At 72.9% G+C, this 17,529-nt stretch carries 13 protein-coding genes; 4 read left to right on the forward strand and 9 right to left on the reverse strand.

What is annotated here, in order from left to right:
• Positions 1-65: 65 nt before the first annotated feature.
• The 4 genes from KUM32_RS26000 to KUM32_RS26015 form a co-directional block, all read right to left on the reverse strand.
• On the reverse strand, positions 66-746 hold the full coding sequence (locus KUM32_RS26000; RefSeq protein ID WP_217144387.1) for a response regulator transcription factor: 681 nt from the start codon (positions 744-746) through the stop codon (positions 66-68).
• 188 nt (positions 747-934) lie between these two features.
• Positions 935-2,830 carry a PQQ-binding-like beta-propeller repeat protein gene (locus tag KUM32_RS26005; protein WP_217144388.1) on the reverse strand — a complete coding sequence of 632 codons (1,896 nt, stop codon included), beginning with the start codon at positions 2,828-2,830 and terminating at the stop codon, positions 935-937.
• Between the two features lie 52 nt (positions 2,831-2,882).
• A complete protein-coding gene (locus tag KUM32_RS26010) occupies positions 2,883-4,733 on the reverse strand; it encodes a PQQ-binding-like beta-propeller repeat protein (protein WP_217144389.1) in 1,851 nt (616 codons plus the stop codon).
• Between the two features lie 244 nt (positions 4,734-4,977).
• The gene (locus tag KUM32_RS26015) at positions 4,978-6,789 is read right to left on the reverse strand and encodes an ABC-F family ATP-binding cassette domain-containing protein (protein WP_217144390.1); all 1,812 of its coding nucleotides are present in this window, start codon (positions 6,787-6,789) and stop codon (positions 4,978-4,980) included.
• 156 nt (positions 6,790-6,945) lie between these two features.
• On the opposite strand from KUM32_RS26015, the gene KUM32_RS26020 reads away from it, so the two are divergent.
• Positions 6,946-7,536: a Uma2 family endonuclease gene (locus tag KUM32_RS26020; protein WP_217144391.1), complete on the forward strand. Its 591-nt coding sequence runs from the start codon at positions 6,946-6,948 to the stop codon at positions 7,534-7,536.
• Positions 7,537-7,546: 10 nt separating this feature from the next.
• Here the strand turns inward: KUM32_RS26020 and KUM32_RS26025 are convergent, their stop codons facing one another.
• The 4 genes from KUM32_RS26025 to rsmI form a co-directional block, all read right to left on the reverse strand.
• A complete protein-coding gene (locus tag KUM32_RS26025; protein ID WP_217144392.1) occupies positions 7,547-8,443 on the reverse strand; it encodes a 4-(cytidine 5'-diphospho)-2-C-methyl-D-erythritol kinase in 897 nt (298 codons plus the stop codon).
• A 7-nt stretch (positions 8,444-8,450) separates the two neighbouring features.
• The gene (rsmA, locus tag KUM32_RS26030) at positions 8,451-9,311 is read right to left on the reverse strand and encodes a 16S rRNA (adenine(1518)-N(6)/adenine(1519)-N(6))-dimethyltransferase RsmA (RefSeq protein ID WP_217144393.1); all 861 of its coding nucleotides are present in this window, start codon (positions 9,309-9,311) and stop codon (positions 8,451-8,453) included.
• Positions 9,312-9,672: 361 nt separating this feature from the next.
• Positions 9,673-10,563 carry a TatD family hydrolase gene (locus tag KUM32_RS26035; protein WP_217144394.1) on the reverse strand — a complete coding sequence of 297 codons (891 nt, stop codon included), beginning with the start codon at positions 10,561-10,563 and terminating at the stop codon, positions 9,673-9,675.
• Positions 10,564-10,674: 111 nt separating this feature from the next.
• Positions 10,675-11,523, reverse strand: a complete 849-nt coding sequence (gene rsmI, locus KUM32_RS26040) for a 16S rRNA (cytidine(1402)-2'-O)-methyltransferase (RefSeq protein WP_217144395.1) — start codon at positions 11,521-11,523, stop codon at positions 10,675-10,677.
• A gap of 144 nt (positions 11,524-11,667) precedes the next feature.
• On the opposite strand from rsmI, the gene KUM32_RS26045 reads away from it, so the two are divergent.
• Together KUM32_RS26045 and KUM32_RS26050 are read left to right on the forward strand one after the other, a co-directional pair.
• Positions 11,668-13,413 (forward strand): dolichyl-phosphate-mannose--protein mannosyltransferase, encoded by a 1,746-nt coding sequence (locus KUM32_RS26045; protein WP_217144396.1) that lies wholly within the window; start codon positions 11,668-11,670, stop codon positions 13,411-13,413.
• A 168-nt stretch (positions 13,414-13,581) separates the two neighbouring features.
• Positions 13,582-15,204, forward strand: coding sequence for a penicillin-binding transpeptidase domain-containing protein (locus KUM32_RS26050; RefSeq protein ID WP_217144397.1), 1,623 nt, complete (start codon positions 13,582-13,584; stop codon positions 15,202-15,204).
• 29 nt (positions 15,205-15,233) lie between these two features.
• Here KUM32_RS26050 and KUM32_RS44765 read toward each other — a convergent pair whose 3' ends face one another.
• Positions 15,234-15,368, reverse strand: a complete 135-nt coding sequence (locus KUM32_RS44765) for a hypothetical protein (protein ID WP_302185185.1) — start codon at positions 15,366-15,368, stop codon at positions 15,234-15,236.
• 23 nt (positions 15,369-15,391) lie between these two features.
• On the opposite strand from KUM32_RS44765, the gene KUM32_RS26055 reads away from it, so the two are divergent.
• A complete protein-coding gene (locus KUM32_RS26055) occupies positions 15,392-17,065 on the forward strand; it encodes a penicillin-binding transpeptidase domain-containing protein (RefSeq protein WP_217144398.1) in 1,674 nt (557 codons plus the stop codon).
• The last annotated feature ends 464 nt before the right edge of the window (positions 17,066-17,529 follow it).

The raw sequence follows: 17,529 nt of genomic DNA on the forward strand, positions 1-17,529 counted from the left end.
CAGTCACCCCCCGCCCAACCGCCGGAGGCACAGGCACCCCCCGCCCAACCGCCGGAGGCCCCCGCTCAACCGCCGGAGGCTGTCGCGCCCGCCCGGTCCAGCAGCCCCGTCCGAGCCGCCAGTGCCGCCGCTTCCAGACGCGAGCCCACGCCCAGCTTCATCAGCACCCGCTGCACATGCGTACGGGCCGTGGACGGTGCGATCCCCATCCCCGCCGCGATCAGGCGGGTGTCCTCGCCGTCGGCGACCCGCACCAGGACCTCGACCTCCCTCGGGGTCAGCATCTGCAGCAGCCGCTGCCCCTCGTCGTCGGGCTGGGCCGCCGGGTTCAGCAGCTCACCGAACGCGCCCTGCAACAGCGTCGGCGCCACCGCGGCCTCCCCGGCCCGCGCCTTCATGATCGCCCGCTCGACGCCCTCTATGCGCTCGTCGTGCCGGACATACCCCGAGGCCCCCGCCGCGAACGCCGCCGCGATGCCGCGAGGGCTCGGCACCGGGCCCAGCACCAGCACCGCCACCTGCGGACGCTCCCGCTTGATCCGCACCACCGGATCGAAGATCCCGGGCGCGGCCGGCGCCGCCGTCCCCAGCAGGCACACTTCCGGCGCCCGGCTGATCACCAGCTCCGCCGCACCCGCGGCCGGCGCCGCCGCGGCGAGCACCCGGTGCCCCCGCAGCTTCAGTGCCGACGCCAACGCCTCGGCGAGCAATCGGTGGTCGTCGACCACCATGAGCCGTACTCCCATCGAGCAACCCCCCAGTCACCCCGGTCCCCGGAAGCTACACGCCAGTGCGGCCTCGCACCGACCCTACCGGCGAGAACCGCCCCGGATCGCCGAAATCCCTCGCAATACGGCCCCGCCCCTGAAAAGGGACGGGGCCGTGCGGGCCGGGGTCGGGGGCCACCGGCCCGCCGACGGGACGACGAACGGCCTCAGCCGCCGGTACCGAACGCGATCACCAGGTACTCCTTGTCGTCCGCGCTGCTCGGCTCGCTGGCGTACACCTGCGACATGTACAGGCGCCCCTGCGCGTAGAGCAGCTCGGAGTACTCCGGCGACATGCTGGCCTCCACGTCCCGCACCGCCTCGGTCGACGGGTTCTCCAGCAGCGTGGTCTGCTTGAACGTCCCACCGTCGATGCTGACGACCTGACCACCCTTGTCGTACGGCGGACGCTTGTACGCGATCACGTTGCCGCCGTCCATGCGCAGCGGCGTGATCGTGTAGTCCTGCCCGGCGTCGGCGCGCTGCCCGGTCTGCTTGCCGGTGGCCAGGTCGAAGGCGACGACCTCGTTGGTCTGGCTGTAGCCCTCGCCGCCGCCCTCGTGCTCCTCGGTCGAGATGTAGAGCCGGTCGTTGCCGACCGCGAGGCCCGTGCACTGCTCGGGCTTCGTGATGCTCTCGCAGCTCGCCCCGAACTGATCGCCCGGCGCCGAGATGCGGGTGCGCAGCTTGCCGGTCTTGTTGTCGATGGAGAAGAAGTCCGAGATGCCGCTGCCGTCACCGGCGGAGTCGGCGACGTCGGCGGCGACCACCAGCGGGTTCGTCGACACGACGCCCGCGTACTCGATGCCCTTGGCCATCTTGTACTCGGAGAGCACCTTCCCGGTCTTCGAGTCGATGGTCTGGATGCGCAGCTCCCGGACGTCGTACGAGCCGCACCTGCGTACCGCGACCAGCTTCTCGCCGCCGCCGTAGCCCGCGTCGGTGCAGGAGTCGGACGACTTCGGGGACCACCGGACGTCGCCGTCGGCCACGTCGAAGGCGACGCCGCCGTCGTTGCTTCCGGCGGCGACGGTGTCGCCGCTGATCGTGACGTTGTTGAAGGAGATCGACCGGCCGCTGACCTTGCCGTTCTTCGTCCACAGGGTCTTGCCCGCGTCGAGGTCGATCACCGCGACCTCGGTGCAGCCGTGGGACCGCTCGGTCTTGGTCGGCATGGCGGGCTGGTGGATGACGACCGTCTTGTTGTCGTCGGTGGCGTGCCGGCTGGCCGCGCACACCGGCCCGGCCAGCTTGACCGTCCACAGCTTGCTGCCCTTGGCGGGGTCGTAGCCGACGACCTCGGCGATGCCGCTCTTGGCGTACACCTTGTCGGTGAGCCACGACCCGGAGACGACGACGCTGGGGTCGTCCTTGCTCACCGCGGGCGCGGGCACCTGGTAGAGCACCTTGGCGGCGGGGTCCGCGGGCGCCTTCTCCTTGGCTTCGGCGGAGGCGCCGCCGGAGCCGCCCTTCTCGTCCGTGCCGCCCTTCCCGTCCGTGCCGCCGGTGCCGCCGCCGGAGCTCGCGGTGTCGTCCTTGCCGCCGTCCTCCTTGCCGGCGGAACCGGCGTACCAGACACCGCCTCCGATGATCAGCGCGATCGCGACGACGGCCGACACGATGATCGCCAGCTGCGCGTTGACCTTCCGTCCGCCCCCGGACCCACCCGTCTGGGACTGCATCGGCACGGTCGGCTGGAAACCGTACCCGGGCTGACCGGGCTGACCGTGCTGGCCGGGCTGCCCGTACGGCGGCGTCGGCTGACCGTAGGGCCCCGGCTGCTGACCGGGGTAGCCGTAACCGGGCTGGGGCTGCGGCGGGGGCGCCTGCGGGTACCCGTACCCGGGCTGCGGCGCACCCGACGGCGGGGCGGGCGGCCCGGCGGGCCCCTGCGGGTAGGCCTGCGGGGCCTGCGGGGCCTGCGGGGCCTGCGGGGCCTGCGGGGCCTGCGGGGCCTGCGGGTACCCGTACCCCGGCTGGGGCGGGGTCGGCGGCTGCGACGGCGGGCCCTGCGGGGGGCCGAAGCCCTCTCCCTGCGGGGGCTGGTTCGGCGGCTGTGTCATGGCGTGAGTACCTCGGGGAGCGGAAGGGGCGGGGACGAGCGGGCGGAGAAGGTCACTTGCCGTAGGCGAGCATCAACTTCTCCTTCGTGTCGTCGTTTCCGCTCAGACGGGTGGTGGAGATGTAGAAGCGCCCGTCGACCCAGTCGATGTCCTTGGAGTAGAAGCTGTTCTCGATCTCCGCGACCCCCTGCGGGTTCTGCAGCAGCTTGACCGGCTTGTGGTCACTGCCGCCGGTCGCGATCGAGACGACCTGACCGCCCCCGTCGTAGGAGGGCTGGACGTACGCGACGAGCCGGCCGCCCTCGGCCTTCATCGGCGTCATCGACTCGTCCGCGGGGGACTTGACGCGCCACTTCTCCTTGCCGGTGGTGAGGTCGATCGCGACGATCTCGTTGGCGCCGGTGGTCGCCTTGGTCGGCAGGTAGAGGGTGTTGTCGGCGACGACGACACCCTCGCAGCCCTGCAGGTCGCGGTCGAGGATGGCCCAGCCGCACTCGGGGGCGAACTCCTCGTCGACGCCGACCTGTTCGAGGACCTTGCCGCCGGAGGTGAAGGAGGAGATGTTCCAGACCTTCTTGTCCTCGTTGGTGGCGTGGACGACGAGCGGGTCGACGGAGTAGGTGTGCTCGACCCGCCAGCCCTTCCCGTACGCGTAGGTCCACAGGACCTTGCCGGTCTTCGGGTCGAGCCCCTGGACCTCGTCGTGCTCGTTGTTGCCGCCGACGCCGCAGGAGGCGACCTGGACGATCTTCGTCGGTCCGGTCGCGAACCCGGCGGGGAAGCAGTCGTCGCCGTACCGCTTCTTGTCGTACAGCTTCTTGCCGCTGGTCACGTCGTAGGCGGTGCCGGACTGGGAGCGGCCCACCATGAGGATCGTGCCGCTGACGTTCAGCTCGACGGAGAGGGTGGTGTCGAAGAGATCGCCGTCCTCGACCTTCGCCTTCCAGCCCTTCGCGCCGGTGGCGAGGTCGATCTCCTGCATCTGGTTGCACTTGGCGCGGTCGCTGGAGCCGCTCATGTAGGCGACGACGATCTTGTCGGCGGCCGTCTTGTCCGGGGTGACCGCGCAGATCTTCTCCGGGAAGGCGATCGGCTCCCAACTGGGCTTGCCGTCGCCGACGTCGTAGGCGACGACCTGCTTGTACGCCGCCTTCACCGCGGTCTTGCCGGTGATCCACATGCCGGGGGCGTCGGCGCCGGAACGGGGCGCGTCGGGCGCCTCCTTGTACCAGAGCACCTTGGACTCACCGGCCTTGCGGCCCTCGTTGAGGTCCTCGGGGTCCTCGCCACCGTCGCCCCTGCCGTCACCGGTGTCGACGGGGGCGCTGCCGGAGCCGGTGGGCTTGGGGTCGTCGCTCTTGCCGGCGACGGGCTTCTCGTTCTTGTCGTCCCCGCCGTTCGCGGTGACGGCCCACACGCTGCCGCCGATCACGAGGAGGGCCGCGACCGCGGCGCCGACGACGAGGGCGGGCTTGCCCTTGAAGGGGTTGCGCGATCCCGAGCCGCCGGGCGGCGGGGTGCCGGGCCCGCCCGGGAACTGCGGCTGCGGAGAACCGTAGCCGGGCTGCCGGCCGTACGGGCCGGGCTGCTGGGGCTGGGTGTACGGGCCCGGCTGCTGAGGCTGACCGTACGGGCCGGAGTTGTACGGTCCGGGCTGCGCGTACGGCCCCGGCTGCGCGGGCTGCCCGGACTGCTGCTGCGGGTAGCCGTACCCCGGCTGCTGCTGCGGATAGCCGTACCCCGGCTGTGGCGGCGGGCCGGACGGCGGGCCCTGCGGGGGCTGCGGCGCCCCGGGCTGACCCTGCGGGGGCTGCGGGGCCGGTGCCCCGAAGCCTCCCGGCGGTGGATCCTGCGGTGCTCCGAAGCCACCCGGCTGCGGCGGCTGATTGGGCGGCTGGCTCATCAGCGCGTTCCCCCTTATTACTACTGTTTCTAGCCACGCCCCGAGGTACGCGCTGGCCTCGGAGTCGTCTACAGGCATCGTTCGGACCGTCACCGACGGTCCTCGGACGGCCTTTCTATCACCCGGGGACAACCGCGCAGCGGACCGCGTGCGCCCCTGTTCCCAAGGGTGGACCGGCCCGTGATGCCGCTGTTACGCGCCTTCACGCCCTCTTCACGCCGCACGCGCCTCCCGCGCGCGGGGCTCAGGCGTCCTCGGCCAGTTCCAGCCAGCGCGTCTCCAGTTCCTCGCGCTGCCCCGCCAGTTCCCGCAGCTCCGCGTCCAGTTCCGCCACCTTCGCGAAGTCCGTGGCGTTCTCGGCGATCCGCTCGTGCAGCCTGGCCTCCTTCTCGGAGACCTTGTCGAGCTGCCGCTCGATCTTCTGGAGCTCCTTCTTCGCGGCACGCACGTCGGCGGCGCTCTTCTCCGACGTCTCCGCCGCCGGCTTGGCCGCCGCCAGGACGCCGGCCGCGGCGGCCTCCTCCATGCGCCGGCGCCGCTCCAGGTACTCGTCGATGCCGCGCGGCAGCATCCGCAGCGCGCCGTCGCCGAGCAGGGCGAAGACGCGGTCCGTGGTGCGCTCGATGAAGAACCGGTCGTGGGAGATGACGATCATCGATCCCGGCCAGCCGTCGAGCACGTCCTCCAGCTGGGTCAGGGTCTCGATGTCGAGGTCGTTGGTGGGCTCGTCGAGGAAGAGGACGTTGGGCTCGTCCATGAGGAGCCTGAGCAGCTGGAGCCGCCGCCGCTCACCGCCGGACAGGTCGCCGACCGGCGTCCACTGCTTCTCCTTGCCGAAGCCGAAGGTCTCGCAGAGCTGGCCGGCGGTCATCTCCCGGCCCTTGCCGAGGTCGACGCGCTCGCGGACGCGCTGCACGGCCTCCAGCACCCGCCAGTTCGGGTCTAGCTCGGCCACCTCCTGCGAGAGGTAGGCCAGCTTGACCGTCTTGCCCACGCGCACGTGCCCGCCCGCCGGCTGCTGCTCGCCCCCGCTGCGGGCGGCTTCCGCGAGCGACCGCAGCAGGGAGGTCTTGCCGGCGCCGTTGACGCCGACGAGGCCGATGCGGTCGCCCGGGCCGAGCTGCCAGGTGACGTGCTTGAGCAGCACCTTGGGACCGGCCTGGACAGTCACGTCCTCCAGGTCGAACACGGTCTTGCCGAGCCGGGACGAGGCGAACTTCATCAGCTCGCTGCTGTCCCGGGGCGGCGGCACGTCGGCGATCAGCTCGTTGGCGGCCTCGACGCGGAAGCGCGGCTTGGAGGTGCGGGCGGGCGCCCCGCGGCGCAGCCAGGCCAGCTCCTTGCGGACCAGGTTCTGCCGCTTGGTCTCCTCGGTGGCGGCGATCCGCTCGCGCTCGGCGCGGGCGAAGACGTAGTCGGAGTAGCCGCCCTCGTACTCGTAGACGTCGCCGCGCTGCACGTCCCACATGCGGGTGCAGACCTGGTCGAGGAACCAGCGGTCGTGGGTGACGCAGACGAGGGCGGAGCGGCGCTCGCGCAGGTGCTGGGCGAGCCAGGCGATGCCCTCGACGTCGAGGTGGTTGGTGGGCTCGTCGAGGACGATCAGGTCCTGCTCCTCGATGAGCAGCTTGGCGAGCGCGATCCGGCGCCGCTCGCCGCCGGAGAGCGGCCCGATGACGGTGTCCAGCCCCTGCGGGAAGCCCGGCATGTCGAGCCCGCCGAACAGCCCCGTCAGTACGTCCCGGATCTTGGCGTTGCCCGCCCACTCGTGGTCGGCCATGTCGCCGATGACCTCGTGGCGGACGGTGGCCTCCGGGTCCAGGGAGTCGTGCTGGGTGAGCACGCCGAGGCGCAGCCCGCCGGAGTGGGTGACCCGGCCGGTGTCGGGCTCCTCCAGCCTGGCGAGCATCCGGATCATGGTGGTCTTGCCGTCGCCGTTGCGGCCGACGACACCGATGCGGTCCCCTTCGGAGACGCCGAGGGACACGCCGTCGAGGAGTGCACGGGTTCCGTACACCTTGCTGACGTTCTCGACATTGACCAGATTGACGGCCATTTCTCTCCTGCCTGGGGGATCGATCAGCCTTCAAGCGTAGGCCCTCCGGGGGGTGGGGTGACGCGGACGGGGGTGGTCACTCGGTGTAGTGACGTGTGGCGGAGCGTCCGGCTACCTTGGAAGACAGGCAGCAGGATCCCGCGTAGGGGAGGAACAATGACCTCCGAGTTCGTCGAGCAGTCGCGTTGGCCGATGCCGCCGACGGACGGTTACACCGTGGACGACCTGTTCACACTGCCCGATCTCCCGCGACACACCGAGTTGATCGACGGGAGCCTGGTTTTCGCGAGTCCGCAGCGCTGGTTCCATTTCGCAGCCATCGACCTGCTGGTGACCGGCCTGCGCAGCACGATTCCGTCGCATCTCAAGGTCGCCCGTGAGATGACCGTCGTACTGGACCGGCGCAACGGCCCGGAACCGGACATCTCCATCGTCAAAGCGGAAGCGCGCCGAGGACCTCTCCAGACGCGTTTCGAGGGCGACGAGGTCGTGATGGCGGTCGAGGTGATCTCGCCGGAGTCCGAGTCACGAGACCGGCACACCAAGCCCCATAAGTACGCCACGGCTGGGATTCACCACTTCTGGTTGGTCGACATGGTCAGCCCGGACAGTCGTCCTGTGATCCAGGTGTACGAGCTCGGACAGACCACAGGCACCTACGCGCTGACCGGCATTCATCACGACCGCATCAAAGTCGACGTCCCCTACCCGATCGACATCGACCTGACCGCCATCGACGAGTACTGAAGCCGGTGCCTCAGACCACCGACGCCCCCGCCACCGCCCCCACCGCCGTACGCACGTCCCGGCACGTCCCCGAGGCCCGCAGCACCCCGGCGATGTCGGACGCGGAGCGGGCGTCCGGTGCGAGGAAGGCCGTCGTCGGGCCCGACCCCGAGACCAGCGCCGCCAGCGCCCCCGCCGCCCGTCCTGCCGCGAGGGTGTCGCCCAGCTCGGGGAAGAGGGAGAGCGCCGCGGGCTGGAGGTCGTTGGTGACGGCGACGGCGAGCGCGGCCGGGTCGCCCTTGGCGAGGGCGTCGAGGACGGCCTGGTCGGCGACCGGCTCCGGGATGTCCAGGCCCTCCCCCAGCCGGTCGAACTCGCGGAAGACGGCCGGCGTGGACAGCCCCCGCGCGGCCAGCGCGAACACCCAGTGGAAGTCGCCACCGACCTCCAGCTCCCTCAGCTTCTCGCCCCGCCCGGTGCCGAGCGCCGCCCCGCCGACCAGGCTGAACGGCACGTCGCTGCCCAGCTCGGCGCAGATCGCGAGCAGCTCGTCGCGGGAGGCGCCGGTGCCCCACAGGGCGTCGCAGGCGAGCAGCGCGCCCGCGCCGTCGGCGCTGCCGCCCGCCATGCCGCCGGCGACGGGGATGTCCTTGGCGATGTGCAGGTGGACGTCGGGTTCACGGCCGTGGCGCTCGGCGAGCGCGAGGGCGGCGCGGGCCGCGAGGTTGGTGCGGTCCAGCGGGACCTGGTCGGCGTCCGGGCCCTCGCAGGTGACGCGCAGGCCCTCCGGTGCGGGGGTCGCGGTGATCTCGTCGTAGAGGGAGACCGCGAGGAAGACGTTGGCCAGGTCGTGGAAGCCGTCGGGGCGGGCGGCGCCGACCGCGAGCTGGACGTTGACCTTGGCGGGGACGCGGACCGTCACGCTCACTTGCTCGTCACTCCTTGTGTTCGGCGATACGCGCGAACTCTTCCACGGTCAGCGCCTCTCCGCGCGCCTGCGGCGACACGCCCGCGGCGACGAGGGCGGCCTCCGCGGCGGCGGCGGACCCGGCCCACCCGGCGAGGGCGGCCCGCAGGGTCTTGCGGCGCTGGGCGAAGGCGGCGTCGACGACGGCGAAGACCTCGCGCTTGGAGGCGGTGGTCTTCAGCGGCTCGCTGCGCCGGACGAGGGACACGAGCCCGCTGTCGACGTTCGGCGCGGGCCAGAAGACGTTGCGGCCGATGGCGCCGGCCCGCCTGACCTCGGCGTACCAGTTGGCCTTCACGGAGGGCACGCCGTACACCTTCGAGCCGGGGCCGGCGGCGAGGCGGTCGGCGACCTCGGCCTGGACCATGACGAGGGTGCGCTCGATGCTCGGGAAGGTGTCGAGCATGTGCAGGAGGACGGGCACGGCCACGTTGTACGGCAGGTTGGCGACCAGGGCGGTCGGGGCGGGGCCCGGCAGCTCGGTCACGTGCATCGCGTCGGAGTGGACCAGCGCGAAGCGGTCGGCGCGCTCGGGCATCCGGGCGGCGACGGTGGCGGGCAGGGCGCCGGCGAGTACGTCGTCGATCTCGACGGCGGTGACCCGGTCGGCGGCCTCCAGCAGGGCCAGGGTGAGCGAGCCGAGACCCGGTCCCACCTCGACCACCACGTCGTCGGGGCGTACCTCGGCGGTGCGGACGATTCGGCGGACGGTGTTCGCGTCGATCACGAAGTTCTGGCCGCGCTGCTTGGTGGGGCGCACGCCGAGGGCTGCCGCGAGTTCGCGGACGTCGGCGGGGCCCAGGAGGGCGTCGGGGGTGGGGCTGCTCACCCCGCAAGGGTAGCCGGGGGCGGGGGCGGTCCGGCCGGGGTCGTCCGGGGGGCCTGGCAGGACGCGGGACGTAGCACCTCACCCCGGCACACCGCCGCGGGCATGCCGCGCGGGCCGCACAGGGTGCCCCTCACTCCCGCAGGCGTGGGCCCGCACCACCGGGGGCCTGCCCCACACCACCGCGGGCCTGCCCCACACCACCGCGGGCCTGCCCCGCACCACCGCGGGCCTGCCCCGCACCGCCGCGGGTGAGCCCCCACCGCCGCGGGAAACGGCCCGTCGGCCCCGCAGGCGTGCCCCCTCGCCCCGGCAGGCACGCCCCGCGGCGCGGTCGGGATGCCGCGCCGCCGTGCGTGTGACGTCAGTAGCCGAAGGCGCGAGCCGTGTTCGCCGCGAGTGCCGTGGCCATCGTGTCCTCGTCGATGCCCCGCACGCCGGCCATGGCGCGCACCGTGACCGGCACCAGGTAGGGGGCGTTGGGCCGCCCCCGGTAGGGCACCGGTGTCAGGAACGGCGCGTCGGTCTCCACCAGGACCAGCTCCGGCGGGGCCACGGCGAGGGCGTCGCGCAGGTTCTGGGCGTTCTTGAAGGTGACGTTGCCGGCGAAGGACATGTAGTACCCGGCGCGGGCGCAGATCTCGGCCATCTCCGCGTCGCCGGAGTAGCAGTGGAAGACGGTGCGCTCGGGGGCGCCCTCCTCCTTCAGGACGCGCAGCACGTCGGCGTGGGCGTCGCGGTCGTGGATGACCAGGGTCTTGCCGTGCCGTTTGGCGATCTCGATGTGGGCGCGGAAGGACCTCTCCTGCGCCTCCTTGCCCTCGGGGCCGGTGCGGAAGTAGTCCAGTCCCGTCTCGCCGACGCCCTTGACCTGCGTGAGGGCCGCCAGCCGGTCGATCTCGGCGAGGGCGTCGTCGAGCGCCGCGTCCCCGCCGGGCCGCCGGGCGCCCTGGCGGGACCACCCGTCGGGGTCCCCGTGGACGATGCGCGGCGCCTCGTTGGGGTGCAGCGCGACGGTGGCGTGGACGGCGTCGTACGCCGCCGCCGTCTCGGCCGCCCAGCGGGAGCCGGCGAGGTCGCAGCCGACCTGCACGACCGTCGTGACACCGACCGACGCGGCCTTGGCGAGGCCCTCCTCGACCGTGCCCGCCTGCATGTCGAGGTGGGTGTGCGAGTCGGCGACCGGCACCCGGAGGGGTTCGGGGAGCGGCGGCGCGTCGTTCTTGCCGGAGGGGCCCGAGGCGTTCGAAGGCATGTCCCGATCCTACGAAAGGTCCCGCCGGGCTCCGGGCGGTCGGCCCGCCCCGGGGGGAGCGCACGGCCGTGAGGTCGGGAACGAGTCGGGCGCGGCCCGGCCCCGCCGCGTTCAGGCCCCCGCGTTCTTCGCGGCCACCACCGCGTCGAACACCTCCCGCTTGGGCACGCCCGCCTCGGCGGCGACCGCGGCGATCGCCTCCTTGCGCCGCTCCCCGGCCTCCTCGCGCACCCGCACCCGGCGCACCAGCTCCTCGGGGCCGACCTCCTCGGGACCCTTCTCCGGGGCGCCCTCGACGACGACGGTGATCTCGCCGCGCACGCCCTCGGCGGCCCACGCGGCCAGCTCGCCCAGCCCGCCGCGCCTGACCTCCTCGTACGTCTTGGTCAGCTCCCGGCAGACGGCGGCCCGGCGGTCGGTGCCGAAGACCTCGGCCATGGCGGCGAGGGTGTCGTCGAGGCGGTGCGGGGCCTCGAAGTAGACGAGGGTGCGGCGCTCCCCGGCCACCTCGCGCAGCCGGCCCAGCCGCTCTCCGGCCTTGCGCGGCAGGAAGCCCTCGAAGCAGAACCGGTCGACCGGCAGCCCGGACAGGGCGAGCGCGGTGAGCACGGCGGACGGTCCGGGCACCGCGGTGACGCGGACGTCCCGTTCGACGGCGGCGGCGACCAGCCGGTAGCCGGGGTCGGACACGGACGGCATCCCGGCGTCCGTCACGAGCAGCACGCGCGCGCCGCCCACCAGCTCCTCGACCAGTTCGGGCGTGCGGGCGGACTCGTTGCCCTCGAAGTACGACACGACGCGCCCCTTGGGCGTGACGCCGAGCGCCTGGGTGAGCCGGCGCAGCCGCCGGGTGTCCTCGGCGGCGACGACGTCCGCGCCGGCCAGTTCCGCGGCGAGCCGGGGCGGGGCGTCCTGGACGTCGCCGATGGGGGTGCCCGCCAGTACAAGGGTTCCAGTCACGCCCCCATCCTCCCAGGACGCGGACGGACGTCCTCCCGGGAGTGCGTCCAGGGGCGTCCTGCCGGGGCCGGCGGGCGGGGACGCGTCCGGACCGCTCCGGGGCGTGCGCGGGACGCGCACAGCACGGTTCCCTACGATGGCGCGGTGACCAGTACCGCGTCCTCCACGGACACCCGGCAGGACCAGGCCCCGCCCGACCAGCGGTCCACCTGGCAGCAGCGGCTGAGCCGCTTCGGCCACACGGTGGGTCCCGCGGCCGGCGACGTCCGCGACCGGCTGGTGCCGCCCTACACCCGCCCCGGTCCGCGGCTGTGGGCCTTCCTCGGCCTGTCGAAGCCGTTCGCCGACCGGTTCCTGCGCTGGTCGGCCTGGGGCGGGCCACTGCTGGTGGCGCTGTTCGCGGGCGTGCTGCGGTTCTGGAACCTGGGCAGCCCGAAGGCGGTGATATTCGACGAGACGTACTACGCCAAGGACGCGTGGGCGCTGATCCACCGCGGTTTCGAGGTCAACTGGGACAAGGACGCCAACGACCTGATCCTGAACTCGGGCGGCGACGTCCCGATCCCCACGGACGCGGCGTACGTCGTGCATCCGCCGGTCGGCAAGTACGTCATCGGGCTGGGCGAGCTGCTGTTCGGGTTCGATCCGTTCGGCTGGCGGTTCATGACGGCCCTGCTGGGCACGTTGTCGGTGCTGTTGCTGTGCCGGATCGGGCGCCGGCTGTTCCGCTCCACATTCCTGGGGTGCCTGGCGGGCGCCCTGATGGCGGTGGACGGGCTGCACTTCGTGATGAGCCGGGCCGCGCTGCTGGACAGCGTGCTGATGTTCTTCGTGCTGGCCGCGTTCGGCTGCCTGGTCGTCGACCGCGACCGGGCCCGGGGGAAGCTCGCCGCCGCGCTGCCGGCGGACGCCGACGGCCGGGCCCGACCCGACGCGCACATCGCCGGGACCACGCGCATCGGGTGGCGGCCGTGGCGCTGGGCGGCGGGCCTGATGATGGGGCTCGCCCTCGCCACCAAGTGGAACGGCCTGTACATCATGGCGGCCTTCTGCGTGATGACCGTGCTGTGGGACGTCGGTGCCCGGCGGGTGGCGGGTGCCCGCCGCCCGTACCTGGCGGTACTGAAGTACGACCTGGGCTGGGCGTTCCTGGCGACGGTGCCGGTCGCGCTCATCACCTACCTCTGGTCCTGGGCCGGGTGGATCTTCTCGGCCACCGACGGCACCGGCGGCTACTACCGCGACTGGGCGGCGACCGACGGCAAGGACAGCGCCTGGTCCTGGCTCTTCCCCGACTGGTGGCGCAGCCTGTGGCACTACGAGACGCAGGTGCTGGAGTTCCACACCCACCTCACCTCGCCGCACACCTACCAGTCCAACCCGTGGAGCTGGATCGTCCTGGGCCGCCCGGTCTCCTACTTCTACGAGTCGCCGTCGCCCGGCTCGGACGGCTGCCCCGCCGACGCGGGCGAGAAGTGCGCCCGCGAGGTGCTGGCGCTGGGCACGCCGCTGCTGTGGTGGGTGGGCTGCTTCGCCCTGCTGTACGTCCTGTGGCGCTGGGTCTTCCGCCGGGACTGGCGCGCGGGGGCCATCGCCTGCGGCCTCGCGGCCGGCTATCTGCCCTGGTTCCTGTACCAGGAGCGCACGATCTTCCTCTTCTACGCCGTCGTCTTCCTGCCGTTCCTGTGCCTGGCGGTGGCGATGCTGCTGGGGGCGATCGTGGGCCGGCCGGGCTGCGGCGACGCCCGGCGGGTCGCGGGGGCGACGGGCGCGGGCGTCCTGGTGCTGCTGATCGTCTGGAACTTCATCTACTTCTGGCCGCTCTACACGGGGACGGCGATCCCGATGGAGGAGTGGCGGTCGCGGATGTGGCTGGATACATGGGTCTGAGCAGGCCGGCGGGTCTCCGTTCGGCCACCATCCGGAAACATCCGTACCGCCTGTCACGCACCGCCTGTCACGCTGGACGCATAGAGTGCAACCGCACCTGCTTCTGAACGCGTTCAACCAAGCGGACGGAGGCACTGAACGGGGATCCGAGCGGGAGGGGAACTGCCGATGGGCAGGGGGGTGAAGGCCGCCGTCATAGGCGGCGTGTTCGCCGTGATGGTGGGCGGAGCGGGGTACGGCGCCTACAACGTCGTGTCGGCGCTGGACGGCGACGGGGGCTCCGGGGCGTCCGCCAAGAGCGGACCGCCGAGCGCCGACGAGATCGAGGAGACGTCGGAGAAGTTCTTCGCGGCCTGGGAGAAGGGTGACGCGACCACGGCCGCCGCGCTCACGAACAACGCCGCGACCGCCGGGACGCTGCTGACGGCGTACGGCGAGGGCGCCCACATCACCGGCGTCGAGATCACGCCCGGCACGGCGGCCGGCGCGACCGTGCCGTTCACCGTGAAGGCGAAGGTGTCCTACGAGGGCACGTCCAAGCCGCTGACCTACCGGAGCGAGCTGAGGGTGGTGCGCGGCGAGACCACCGGGCGGGCGCTGGTCGACTGGAAGCCGTCCGTCGTCCACCCCCGGCTGAAGGACGGCGACACGCTGGTCACCGAGGAGTCGGCGACCCCGCAGATCCAGGCCGTCGACCGCGACGGCACCGTGCTGACGAAGGAGAAGTACCCCTCGCTCGGCCCGGTCCTCGCCGCGCTGCGCGAGAAGTACGGCGACAAGGCGGGCGGCACGCCCGGTGTCGAGCTGGCCGTGCGGCACACGACCGCCGGCACCCCCGACACACCGTTGCTGGCGCTGACCGAGGGCAAGCCCGGCAAGCTGGAGACCACGCTGAGCGCCGGCGTCCAGGCGGCGGCCGAGAAGGCGGTGAAGCGGTACGGCGAGTCCTCGGTGGTCGCCGTGAAGCCGAGCAGCGGTGAGGTGCTGGCCGTGGCGAACAACCGCGCGGACGGCTTCAACGCGGCCTTCGAGGGGCGCGTCGCCCCCGGCTCCACCATGAAGATCATCACCGCGGCGATGCTCATCGACAACGGCGTGACCACGATGAACGGCCCGGCGCCCTGCCCGAACACGGCGACCTGGCAGAGCCAGACCTTCAAGAACCTCACCGGTATGAAGGCCGACGAGAGCGCCTCCCTCGCCAACACCTTCCTGCGGTCCTGCAACACGGGCTTCATCAAGCTCATCGACGAGGACCCGCTGACCGACGCCTCGCTGACGGAGGAGGCCGAGGAGCGCTTCGGGCTCAAGGGGGACAACTGGCAGACCGGCATCGTCTCCTTCGACGGCCGCGTCCCCGCGTCCGGCGGCCCGGACCGCGCGGCCAACGCCATCGGCCAGGGGCAGGTGCAGATGAACCCGCTGAACATGGCCTCGGTGACGGCGACGGCCATCACCGGCGAGTTCCGCCAGCCGTACCTGGTCTCGCCGGACCTGGACGACCGGAAGCTGGCCACCGCCAAGGGCCTGCCGCAGGGCACCGTCACCCAGCTCAAGCAGATGATGCGGCTCACCGCCACGCAGGGCACCGCGATGGAGGCCATGTCCGGACTCGGCGGCGACATCGGCGCCAAGACCGGGTCGGCCGAGGTCGACGGGCAGACCACGTCCAACAGCTGGTTCACCGGCTTCCGCAACGACGTCGCGGCGGCGGCCATGACCGAGGCGGGCGGCCACGGCGGTGACGCGGCCGGCCCGATCGTGGCGGACGTGCTGCGGGCGGGCGGCTGATCCCGGACTGCCGGGCGGAGCCGGAGACCCTAGGGTGGGCGCTGTCGGCGCCCTCGCGGGACACGTGCGGCGGCGAGGGCACCGCCGGTCCCGGCAGTGACGGGCAGCACGGAGGAGACGGGCAGCACGGAGGAGACGGGCAGCACGGAGGAGACGGGCAGCACGGAGGAACGGTAGGCAGTAGGCAGTGGACAGCAGAAGGGCCGCCGCCGGGCGGCGGAAGACGAGTCCCGCCGTGGTCGGCGGCGTGGCCGCCGTGGTGGTGGCCGGCGCCGGAATCGCTGCCTACACGCTGTACGGCGGCGGGGCCGCCGCCGAGGAGGGCGCGCGGACGTCGGCCGCGGCGGCCGGGGCGAAGGTGAAGACCGGCCCCCTGTCGGCGGCCGAGGTCACCAGGACGGCCCAGCGGTTCCTCACCGCCTGGCAGAAGGGCGACGTCGCCGCGGCCGCCGCCGCGACCGACGACGCCGAGGCCGCCGAGGCCCTGCTCACCGGCTACGCCGAGGACGCCCGGGTCAGGGACGTCACGCTCACCGCGGGCACCCCGTCCGGCGGCACGGTGCCGTTCTCCGTGAAGGCCACCGTCGCCCACGGCAGGAGCACCGAGCCACTGGCGTACGACAGCGCGCTGACCGTCGCCCGCCGGGCCGGCGACGGCGAGCCGCTCGTCGCCTGGCACGCCTCCGTCGTCCATCCCGACCTGCGGGACGGCGACAGGCTGGTCACCGGGGAGGCCGGCACCCCGCCGGTCCGGGCGCTGGACCGGGACGGCGGGGAGCTGACCGCCGCGACGTACCCGTCGATGGGCACCGTCCTGGACGGGCTGCGCGAGACGTACGGCAAGAAGGCCGGCGGCAGGCCGGGCGTCGAGCTGCGCGTGGTGCGCGGCAAGGAGTCCCGGGCGGCCAAGGCCTCCGACAAGACGCTGCTGGAGCTGAGCGGGGGCACACCGGGCACCGTGCGGACGACCCTGGACCCCGGCCTCCAGGACGCCGCCGAGAAGCAGGTGGCCGGCAAGGCGGGGGCGTCGGTCGTCCTGCTGCGCGCCTCCACCGGCGAGATCCTCGCGGTCGCCAACAGCGGCCACGGCTTCAACACCGCCTTCCAGGGCTCGCTGGCCCCGGGTTCCACCATGAAGGTCATCACCGCCTCGATGCTGATCGACAAGAAGCTGGCGTCGGTCGACGGGAAGCACCCGTGCCCGAAGTACTTCAGCTACGGCGGCTGGACGTTCCAGAACGACGACGAGTTCGAGATCAAGGACGGCACCTTCAGGGCGAGCTTCGCCCGCTCCTGCAACACCGCCTTCATCAGCCAGGCGCCGAAACTGGAGAACGACGACCTGACCGAGCAGGCGAAGGAGGTGTTCGGCCTGTCGATGAACAACTGGTCGGTCGGCGTGCCCACCTTCGACGGCGCCGTGCCGGTGCAGAGCGCCGCATCGATGGCAGCCTCCCTCATCGGCCAGGGCGGGGTGCGGATGAGCCCGCTGAACATGGCGTCCGTGGCGGCGACCGTGCGGTCGGGCGGCTTCCACCAGCCGTACCTGGTCGCCCCGTCGGTCGACGGCCGACGGCTCGCGACGGCCTCCCGCACGATGTCCGCGTCCACGCTGGCACAGCTGCGGCAGCTGATGTCCTACACGGCGGCGCACGGCACCGCGGCGGCGGCGATGGCCGGGGTGGGCGGTGACGCCGGCGCGAAGACCGGCTCGGCGGAGGTCGACGGCCAGGACGAACCCAACGGCTGGTTCATCGCGTACCGGGGCGACCTGGCCGCGGCGGGCGTGGTCCAGCAGGGCGGACACGGCGCCGACTCCGCGGGCCCGATCGTCGCGGCACTGCTCAAGGCGGGTGCCTGAGAACGGGCGGCCGGGGTCGAGGAGGGCGGCTGAAGACGCGCGGCCGAACGGGCAGCCCGGTCAGGGAGCCCAAGGCGGGCGACCGAGCCGGGCAGCTCGGGCCGAGCCGGGCAACCCACGGCGGGCAGCCCGAGCGAGGCACGGCTCGACGCGGGCAGCCGAGCCGGACGGCCGAGCGGGCGACTCACGGGCCGCCGAACCGGGAGCCCAGGGTCGACGGCCGAGCCGGGTGCCCAGGGTCGACGGCCGAGCGGGCAGCTCAGGCCCAAGCCCGGCACCCCACGACGGGCGGCCGAGACGGGTGCGGCCCGGGACGGGTGCGGCCCGGGACGGGTGCGGCCCGAGACGGGTGCGGCCCGAGACGGGTGCGGCCCGAGACGGGTGCGGCCCGAGACGGGTGCGGCCCGAGACGGGTGCGGCCCGAGACGGGTGCGGCCCGAGACGGGTGCGGCCCGAGACGGGTG

Source organism: Streptomyces sp. AC627_RSS907 (assembly GCF_019049165.1).

What these genes read in the sequence shown, in the direction of transcription:
- KUM32_RS26000 (WP_217144387.1), bottom strand. Translation starts at nt 746, where the DNA reads ATGGGAGTACGGCTCATGGTGGTCGACGACCACCGATTGCTCGCCGAG.
- KUM32_RS26005 (WP_217144388.1), bottom strand. Translation starts at nt 2,830, where the DNA reads ATGACACAGCCGCCGAACCAGCCCCCGCAGGGAGAGGGCTTCGGCCCC.
- KUM32_RS26010 (WP_217144389.1), bottom strand. Translation starts at nt 4,733, where the DNA reads ATGAGCCAGCCGCCCAATCAGCCGCCGCAGCCGGGTGGCTTCGGAGCA.
- KUM32_RS26015 (WP_217144390.1), bottom strand. Translation starts at nt 6,789, where the DNA reads ATGGCCGTCAATCTGGTCAATGTCGAGAACGTCAGCAAGGTGTACGGA.
- KUM32_RS26020 (WP_217144391.1), top strand. Translation starts at nt 6,946, where the DNA reads ATGACCTCCGAGTTCGTCGAGCAGTCGCGTTGGCCGATGCCGCCGACG.
- KUM32_RS26035 (WP_217144394.1), bottom strand. Translation starts at nt 10,563, where the DNA reads ATGCCTTCGAACGCCTCGGGCCCCTCCGGCAAGAACGACGCGCCGCCG.
- KUM32_RS26050 (WP_217144397.1), top strand. Translation starts at nt 13,582, where the DNA reads ATGGGCAGGGGGGTGAAGGCCGCCGTCATAGGCGGCGTGTTCGCCGTG.